Genomic DNA, 9,105 nt, shown 5'->3' on the forward strand with positions numbered 1-9,105 from the left:
GTATAGGTTTATATAACAGTTAAAGGATACTTAAAAATTTTAACATACTCCTCATCCTATTTATACATACAATAGAAAATTTACCATTTTTTAGTTATTTTCAGTTTGTTTTTTATGATTAAAATTTTCTAAAAATAACAACCGTTACATGTAAAAATATGTTATATTAAAACAAGAACAAATGTTCTTTTTTTAAAAAAAGGAGGAATTTTTTATGCTACACGAACCTATTATCGTAAAAAAAGAAGCTTTCCACGCAATCGGCGTTTCGGTTACGACGACTAATGAAAAAGAGGCATCTACTGAAGGAAACATTCCACAACTTTGGAACCGATACTTTCAAGAACAAATGATGCATCACATCCCAAATCAACAAACGAAAGAAACATTCGCTTTCTACTCAAACTACGAATCAGATGAAACCGGTACATATCAATTTACAATCGGTATGCCTGTTTCTTCATTAGAAGACGTTCCTGAAAATATGACAACTTTAACAATACCTGCCGCTACATATGCGGTATTTACAACAAGAAAAGGACCAGTTGCTGAAGTCGTTTGTGAAGCTTGGGAATATATTTGGAAATGGTCGAAAGAAAATAAACGTGCCTTCACAACAGACTTTGAGCTTTACGATGAAAGAGCGTTAGATCCAAACAACGTTCAATTGGATATTTATATTGCGTTAGCCTAAAAAAAGATGCCCATTCGGCATCTTTTTTTGTCGTTAAATAGCTACTGGGCAAATTCATTATTATTGTCTACAATGAGAAAGTGCAGTATAGAAATATTAGAAACTGTATAAAACGATTGTTAATAAGTTTTTTAGTTTAAATTCGTCACATAGAAAGGAAGCAATATGGAGGAACTACAACAAAATAAAACTGCTTTAGAAGGAAGCGGAAAACCGTTATTAAAAAATACGAATTTCCTTTTTCTTTGGGCAGCTACTCTTTTTTCAAGCTTTGCTTTAGCCTTTTTTACTTTTTCACAAACGTGGTACATAGCAAAAACATTAAACCTTGAAGCTTCACTCGGTGTTGTTTTCGTAGCTCTTAGTGTTCCAAGGCTTATTTTTATGATTGTCGGCGGCGCTGTAGCTGATAAATTCCCGAAAAAAAACATTATGTTTTACTCCAATATCATTCGAGCGATTCTTGTCGCAACCATTCTCACATGGTTCATTGTCGGTGATGTAACACTATATACATTTGCTTTATTCGCTTTATTCTTTGGACTTGCTGATGCTTTCTTCTGGTCAGCAGATGGATCTATCTTACCGGAATTGGTAGAAAAAAGCCGGTTAACACAAGCAAATTCGCTTACACAAATGACGAACCAAGCATCGGTCATCTTAGGCCCTGTACTTGGTGGTATTCTCATTAAATTTACGAACTATGAGACAATCTTTTCCATTACGATTTTATTACTGATTGTCGCTGCCATACTCGTTCAAAAAATACAATTTACGATGCCAGAACAAAAAGATACAGATAAAGGTATGTTCACTTCCATTAAAGAAGGAATCTTATATGTAAAGGAATCGCCATTCCTTTCAACTTTCCTTATTTGTAGCGCTTTTTTAAACTTATTTTTAATCGGCCCGATGCAAGTTGGTTTCCCGCTTTTTGTTAAAAACGTTCTGCATGGTGATTCGCTCCATTTTAGTTACTTAGAAGCATCTGTAGGTGGCGGAATGGCAATCGGTGCTGTCATTGTCGGTTTAAAAAATATTAATCGTAGACGCGGTCTATTTTGTATTATCATGATGCTATTGTCTGGTATATTCTTCTTAGCTATCAACTTTAGTACCGTACTTTGGCAAGCACTATTAGCCGGCATGTTTTATGGTATTACAATCGCAATGGCGATTGTACCGCTTATGGCAATGATTCAATCGACAGTAAAAGAAGAAATGATGGGACGCGTAATGAGTTTACTTATGCTATCATCAATGGGCTTTATCCCGCTCTCTTATGCATTCACATCACTTGCACTTGCAATGGGAATTCCAATCGTAACCGTTATGAAAAGTGGTGCAATAGCTGTTATCGTCTTCGTACTATTTGTAGCGATTCGTGTTCCAGTTGTAAGGAAGTTCGATTAGCCACTTAGAGTCATGTATTATACGCATGGCTCTTTTTTGAATGGATCAAATAGTGATATTCCCTTACTTCTCCTTAATGCTGCTCCCCATTCTAATCCAACCTCTAAAAATAAATCTCGCACTGTACTGTATAAAAGTGCCCCAATGTCTTTACGAATTTCCCCATATTTATATGCTCTTACAACACTTTTCACGCGCCAAATTAAATTTCCATACACTTCTTCGTCAGCTAATATTTGCTCCAGTAAAACACCTTGTTCTAGTAACCCACTCTTTTTATACGCAAGCTCGACCTTACTCCAAAATATATTAATTTTCTTCGGATTACTCGTCATCGGCACCAGTGCGTATATAAAAGGCTTCGGTATATCATGACGGCAATACGTCTCATCAAGCTCATACGTTCCTTTTCTTTTCTCTTTTATTTGTGAAATGTTTTTAGAAAGAATTGTTTCCCCAGCAATTTTTTGCTCATTTTTACTACAGCCAGTTGCATTATCCTCAGTTTTACAAGCGGACATTTTCATACGGTCATCCATGCGGTCAATCGCAGATGTAAGAAATACATATAAGTTCGCACTATACCCGCCACGTTTATGCCTTTCTTTTGTTGCAACACGCTTTATAATTCCTAGTTCCTCTAACTTTGCAATTGAACGGCGTACTGTACGAATACTCTTTCCAACATTCGTCGCAATCGTCCCCATTAATGGACAAGCAACCCCTACTGTTTTTTGTTTCTCATTCACCGCATATTTTCCTAAAAAATGAATAATGATAGAATCAGTTTTATTCAATTGAAATCGGTAGCACTTCAAAACTTGTTTTTGATATGTATTAAACTCTTCTTTACTTCGAAATTCACTATATGGTTTCATTAAATTATATAAGCTTCCCATTTATATCACCTCATTTATAAGTAAGAGGCAGGAAGCGAAATTGGCGTGATAGTTAATATTTTTTAATGGAGATGAAAATATGATCGTAATTAGCGCTTGTTTAGGTGGGATTGCTTGCCGTTATGACGGGAATGACAATCTCGTTTCAAAAATAGAGGAGCTTCTGCAAAAAGAAGATACAGTCCTCATTTGCCCTGAAGTATTAGGAGGACTACCAACACCTCGTCCTTCCGCTGAAATTATTGGCGGGAATGGCGACGACGTTTTAGACGGAAAAGCGAAAGTGATAACAAAAAATGGTGAAGATGTCACAGCAGCTTTCGTAAATGGTGCTTATAAAGCATTAGAACAAATTAAAGATTTACACCCAGAATATATTATTTTAAAAGAACGCAGCCCATCTTGTGGTAGTTCTACGATTTACACTGGAGAATTTAACGGTAATAAGCAAACTGGTTTCGGAGTGACAACTGCTTTATTTAAAAGACACGGATTTAAAGTCATTTCAGAAGAAGAATTTGAAAACAAAAAAAGGAATTGACCCTGTTCGTCAATTCCTTTTTATCTGTCTTATTTCACACTTAGTTTTTCTTTCACTTTCGCTGGAAGCTCGTCTTTTTTCACTTCTTCCCAAGCTGTTACACCTTTTTTATCTGAGTGGTATACGCGTAGGAATGCTTCTTTACGAAGATTTTTTTGAGCTATGAATTCTAATTCTTTCTCTTTACCGTCTTTATCAAAGCCAGTCAGCTTATATTCATAATCTTTAAATTTCTGCCCATTACTAGCTTTACTATCAAATTCTTTTCCATCTACTGTAATTTGAACATAATACTCATCTTTACCCATACGGTTTAAATCACAACCAACTAACAAACTTGCAAATACAACTAAAATACTAAATAGTGCAATGTATCTTTTCATTTCCTTCACCTCATATGTTTTTTCTTATATTCTTATCTTAAAGCCCGGAGCTTAAAGAAGAAATTCAAAAACATGACATGAACATTACACTTTTGTAAGATAATAATTATTTCTTCACTTTAGAAATTGTCATTCCATTAAGCTTCTGTATAACGTTTTTGTTTCTCACGCTCATCAGCTACACTACCGCCAATAACGTCTTTCACGCCAATTTCGCCACTTATCACGTAATTTCCTTATACCGTTTATTACGCCTTCTATTATGCCCTCAATTATAATCTCTATTACAAGATATCTCACTAAACTAATAATAGGTTTAATTACGTATCTCCCTATAAATTCAAGAATATCCTCCATCATATTTTCCTCCTTCTTTTAAAAGGAAGCTGCTACTCCTCCGCGTCCAGTTACAATTTCTGCCCTACTGCGGTATATATCAACAAAGATAATACGACAACAACATCCACGATAACGCTATTGAATTTGGAAGAAACTTCGGTAAATACTAATACTGTAGTTAACATGGCTAAGAGAATTATTTTTTCACCTATATTCGGAGATGCTCCCAAAAACTTTATAAAATCAAAGACAACTTTACTACAATTCTTCCCGTAACTAATTTATTATCGTGGTAAACCGTCTTCCACTACATCCGTAACAGTTCCATTCGGTTCAAAGATTACACGTAATGATCCTTCTCCACCATAACCAGTATAGTCATATACTGAATAAGATTTATATTTCTCAATCACATGTGGCTGTCCAATTGCAGCTTTTACCTGATTCGCGGGCATACCTTTTTTGATTTTCAAATAATGATTGTAACTTACTGCTGCCGAATTGTTATTTACATCTTTATACCACGGTACACGATCGTTTTTTTCTTCATATTCCTTTACAGGCCCTTCACTACGTTTCGTAAATACCTGATTCTCTTTATCTGTATCTTTATCTTCATCCTTTATAGCAGTACGTTCAATGTTTACAACATAACCATATGTATTTAATTCAACCATAATTTCATATGTACCATCCGTATCTTTTTCAGTATAAAATACGCGTTTTTCATGGTTATTATAATGTTTTATGTTCTCACCACCATAGTCAATCGTATTAAGAATATCCGTATACGTCATCCCTTCCTCAATCTTTTGAGATTCATCATGAGAAATATAACGCTTTTGTGATGATGGTGCATCCTCATTTTTAATACTTTCACGTTTGCTCGTAGTCATAGGTGTTTTCTTCTGATCTTTTAGTACTTCACCTTCCGCCTTCGCTGGTTGCTTTGCTCCTGCTTTTGTTAATACGTCTGTATCGCTAGAACAAGCTCCCAAAATCGATACTGTAGTCAACGCCATCCCTACTATAAGTACTCTCTTAAATGACTTCACTCTAATCCCCCCGGTGTTTTTTATATCTAATAATCAACGTATTTTAATTAATACGGAACTATTCAGTTCTATACAATTTGCTATAGCCTTCTCGCTCATGCACCTTTTTTGTATAAAGTGAAACTTTAATCAGCCCTCGCCAATCATCTTCGTTACAAATATTAACATTAAATATAACTAATAAATAGTATATTTTTGCTAATCATTTACATTTTTTCTACATAATCTTATCTTAAAATGAACAATATGAATCTCGAATTCACAGCATTAATCATATATACCATATATAATAACATTTAAATTAATATCTAGATTAACTTTACATACATTTCCTGTTTTAACGCAAAAAGAAAAGACCTTTCTAACGATTTTATTCTATCGCTAAAAAGGTCTTTCTCTATTTCTGCTAAAAACTTAGCACTCTTCTGGCTTACCAGCATTCGATGCTGTACGGAAAGATGATCCACATCCGCATGATGCGATTGCGTTTGGATTGTCGATTGTGAATCCGCCGCCAAGCATAGATTGTTTATAGTCAATTTTTACTCCTTTAACAATTGGAGCACTTTCTGTATCGATAACAAATTCAACACCGAAAAACTCAAGCACTGTGTCGTCTTCTTTTGGTTCTACTTCAAATCCTAAGCCGTAAGAAAGACCGCTACATCCGCCGCCGTGTACAGCAAGGCGCACATACTTCTCTCCATCTTCAGCATCTTTTAACATATCTTTAATTTGAAAAGCTGCTTGTTCTGTTACTTCAATCATGAAATACACCTTCCTTTCTGTTCTTAGTTCATTATACATCTTTACGCTTCTATCTTGTACTCATACACTCCGCGGCAAATTACTTCCGCAGGTCCTTTCATCAACACGTTTCCTTCTTCAGTCCACGCAATCATTAAATCGCCGCCAGCTAAATGGACTGTAATTTCCTTACCACGTTCCATCTTTCCATTTAAAATAGCAGCTACAACTGCAGCGCACGCTCCTGTTCCGCAAGCTTGCGTTACACCAGATCCACGTTCCCAAACGCGGAAGTTCATCTCGTCATTATTCAAAATTTCGATAAACTCAACATTTACTCGCTCTGGGAACATTTCATGTGTCTCGAGAACTGGTCCAAGTGTTGTAAGAGGTGCTTTTTCTACATCATCAACAAAAATAACCGCATGCGGATTTCCCATTGAAACAGCTGTAAATGCATAACGATGATTATTGTATAAGAAGTTTTCACGAATAAATGGTGTTTCACCTTCACCAAGCATCGGTATTTCTGCACGTGTTAGACGAGGTGCTCCCATATCGATTTTTGCTAATGTCACGACACCATCTTCTACTGTTACTTCAGCCGTTACAATACCAGCTAACGTTTCAATTGTGAAAACTGTTTCTTCTACTAGTTTATGCTCATACGCATATTTCGCTACGCAGCGTAAACCGTTACCACAGCTCTTTCCTTCAGAACCATCATTATTAAACATACGCATCTTCACCGGAGCTACGTCTGAAGGGCAAATTAAAATCATCCCGTCTGCTCCAATACCAGTATTAATATTTGAAACCTTTTCGGCCACAAGGGCTAAATCTTCTTCAGGAATTTGCTCTTCAAACATATTTACATATATATAACTATTGCCAAGACCATGCATTTTTGTAAAAGAAAATTGGCTCATTTATATTCACTCCAAAAATAATTTGTTATGTTAAGTATAAAATGCATGCTTTTAGAACACAATATGAATGTCCCCCGTTTCTCATATTTGACAACGTTTGGCGATGAGCCACTCTTACACAATTTGTGTAAGAAAAAAGCCCTTCTAAAAAGGGCCTTTTTTTATTTATCCTACTATTTTCGATTGGGGAAGACTAATACTCAGTATTAGTCTTCCCCACGAAATAAAGTTTTATCTAATGAAAAAGGTGCTGCTAATTCGCAACACCTTAAAACATTGGATTTTCATCCAAATACTCATATACATTATTAACAAGCTCTTCTACTGTTGCACCTTGTACAACTTCACCATTTACAAGTGCAAATGGTCCTTCAAAACAAATGCCACAATATCCTAAACAACCATACTCCATTACATCTAAATTCGGATCTTTTTCTAATTTTTCTAGAGCTGCTTGTGAACCACTTGCAAGGTTACCTACACAAAATTCAATTAATGGTTTAATCAAAATTCTCCCCCCTGTACTACAAAACAAATTACCTTTTCACTTTATCTATAAGAAGAAAACTAAGCTGTTTCTTGTTGTTTTCGTTACACAGTCTAAACTATTTAGTTACTTCATTACTTCACTTCAAAGTAGATGATTTCTTCTATATAACATGCTACTTACAATGAAAGAGTAACTTAAAAAGAAAAACAGTTTACTTTTCTTCTTATTGTACAACAGAGTATTCATTCATGCATTGTTATTTGTTCACAAATTCGATATAATTTGATTGAGTAAAGTCAAAATATTTTATTAATATAAAATTTTATGATTAGGGGATATTTCAACAGAAAAGGGGTAATCCATCATGAAACACCTCGTAATACTAGGTGGCGGCTACGGTGGAATGAGAATTCTGCAAAGGCTACTTCCAAGCAACCAACTTCCAGATGATGTACAAGTGACATTAATCGACAAAGTACCATATCATTGCTTCAAAACTGAATATTATGCATTAGTTGCGGGTACTATTTCAGAAACGCATATTCGTATACCGTTTCCTGAACACCCACGCCTCAATATTCAATACGGCACAGTAACAAATATTGACCTCGAAGAAAAAGCTGTTCATCTTGATGGCGGCGAAGCGATCCAATATGATGATTTAATTATCGGACTTGGCTGTGAAGATAAATATCATAACGTTCCTGGAGCTAGAGAATATACACATAGTCTACAATCAATTGAACAAACACGTAAGACATATGAACAATTAAATAGTCTAGAACCAAATGCAACAGTAGCTGTCGTTGGTGCTGGCTTAAGTGGCGTTGAAGTAGCAAGTGAACTTCGTGAAAGCCGTTCTGATTTAAAAATCTATTTATTTGATCGAAAAGATAGAATTTTATTCCCATATCCAGAGAAATTAAGTAGATACGTAGAAGAATGGTTTGTAAAGCATAAAGTTAACATTATACGAAACTCTAACATTACAAAAGTAGAACCAAATATTGTGTACAACCACGATGAACCACTTGAATGTGATGCAATCGTCTGGACAGCTGGTATTCAAGCAAATGAAGTTGTTCGAAACCTTCCAGTTGAACAAGATGGTAGCGGACGGGTTGTCTTAACTAAATATCATAATATTCCAAATAACGATCATGTTTACGTTGTAGGAGATTGCGCAGCACTTCCACATGCACCATCTGCCCAACTGGCTGAAGGTCAAGGAGAACAAATTGTCCAAATATTATTAAAACGTTGGAATAATGAACCACTCCCGGATGAACTACCTGTTATTAAATTAAAAGGTGTTCTAGGATCTCTTGGTAAGAAGCACGGCTTTGGTTTACTAGCAAACCAACCATTAATGGGACGTGTACCGAGATTATTAAAATCTGGTCTTCTTTGGATGTACAAATATCATAAAGGTTAATACTTTACAGGCTGTCTACTATGTAGGCAGCCTCTTTGCATCAGTTTTTAAAAATTATCAGACACATCTTTCTCAATATTTATAATGATTTATTTTTCATTTTTATATTAAAAAATATTGATAAACATTGTATGCTATTTGTAAGTTGTTTTATTACTTCCTTTAAGACCGAGTTCATTC

At 35.3% G+C, this 9,105-nt stretch carries 10 protein-coding genes and 1 pseudogene; 4 read left to right on the forward strand and 7 right to left on the reverse strand.

Going from position 1 to position 9,105, the window contains the following annotated elements; all coding sequences use genetic code 11:
- Window positions 1-214: 214 nt before the first annotated feature.
- Both ABWK52_RS23690 and ABWK52_RS23695 read left to right on the forward strand, forming a co-directional pair.
- A complete protein-coding gene (locus tag ABWK52_RS23690; RefSeq protein ID WP_000902159.1) occupies window positions 215-694 on the forward strand; it encodes a GyrI-like domain-containing protein in 480 nt (159 codons plus the stop codon).
- 165 nt (window positions 695-859) lie between these two features.
- A complete protein-coding gene (locus tag ABWK52_RS23695; protein WP_000391938.1) occupies window positions 860-2,107 on the forward strand; it encodes an MFS transporter in 1,248 nt (415 codons plus the stop codon).
- 17 nt (window positions 2,108-2,124) lie between these two features.
- Here the strand turns inward: ABWK52_RS23695 and ABWK52_RS23700 are convergent, their stop codons facing one another.
- Window positions 2,125-3,006 carry a helix-turn-helix domain-containing protein gene (locus ABWK52_RS23700; RefSeq protein ID WP_000535260.1) on the reverse strand — a complete coding sequence of 294 codons (882 nt, stop codon included), beginning with the start codon at window positions 3,004-3,006 and terminating at the stop codon, window positions 2,125-2,127.
- A gap of 79 nt (window positions 3,007-3,085) precedes the next feature.
- On the opposite strand from ABWK52_RS23700, the gene ABWK52_RS23705 reads away from it, so the two are divergent.
- Window positions 3,086-3,547 carry a DUF523 domain-containing protein gene (locus ABWK52_RS23705; protein ID WP_000635484.1) on the forward strand — a complete coding sequence of 154 codons (462 nt, stop codon included), beginning with the start codon at window positions 3,086-3,088 and terminating at the stop codon, window positions 3,545-3,547.
- 29 nt (window positions 3,548-3,576) lie between these two features.
- On the opposite strand, the gene ABWK52_RS23710 is transcribed toward ABWK52_RS23705, so the two are convergent.
- From ABWK52_RS23710 to ABWK52_RS23735, 6 genes and pseudogenes are all read right to left on the reverse strand, one after another.
- Window positions 3,577-3,930, reverse strand: a complete 354-nt coding sequence (locus ABWK52_RS23710) for a YxeA family protein (RefSeq protein ID WP_000833145.1) — start codon at window positions 3,928-3,930, stop codon at window positions 3,577-3,579.
- Window positions 3,931-4,073: 143 nt separating this feature from the next.
- Window positions 4,074-4,142, reverse strand: a pseudogene (locus ABWK52_RS23715) (methyltransferase); the annotation flags it as partial.
- A 411-nt stretch (window positions 4,143-4,553) separates the two neighbouring features.
- A complete protein-coding gene (locus ABWK52_RS23720) occupies window positions 4,554-5,324 on the reverse strand; it encodes a hypothetical protein (protein WP_000834604.1) in 771 nt (256 codons plus the stop codon).
- Between the two features lie 414 nt (window positions 5,325-5,738).
- Complete coding sequence (locus ABWK52_RS23725; RefSeq protein WP_000573825.1) at window positions 5,739-6,092, reverse strand: HesB/IscA family protein; 354 nt, start codon at window positions 6,090-6,092, stop codon at window positions 5,739-5,741.
- 41 nt (window positions 6,093-6,133) lie between these two features.
- Window positions 6,134-7,000, reverse strand: a complete 867-nt coding sequence (dapF, locus tag ABWK52_RS23730) for a diaminopimelate epimerase (RefSeq protein ID WP_000077397.1) — start codon at window positions 6,998-7,000, stop codon at window positions 6,134-6,136.
- Window positions 7,001-7,268: 268 nt separating this feature from the next.
- On the reverse strand, window positions 7,269-7,508 hold the full coding sequence (locus tag ABWK52_RS23735; protein ID WP_000595026.1) for a YuzB family protein: 240 nt from the start codon (window positions 7,506-7,508) through the stop codon (window positions 7,269-7,271).
- A gap of 346 nt (window positions 7,509-7,854) precedes the next feature.
- On the opposite strand from ABWK52_RS23735, the gene ABWK52_RS23740 reads away from it, so the two are divergent.
- The gene (locus ABWK52_RS23740; RefSeq protein ID WP_000682077.1) at window positions 7,855-8,925 is read left to right on the forward strand and encodes an NAD(P)/FAD-dependent oxidoreductase; all 1,071 of its coding nucleotides are present in this window, start codon (window positions 7,855-7,857) and stop codon (window positions 8,923-8,925) included.
- Window positions 8,926-9,105 lie beyond the last annotated feature (180 nt).

The organism is Bacillus sp. AP50 (genome assembly GCF_040492675.1).
Taxonomy (GTDB): Bacteria; Bacillota; Bacilli; order Bacillales; family Bacillaceae_G; genus Bacillus_A; species Bacillus_A cereus.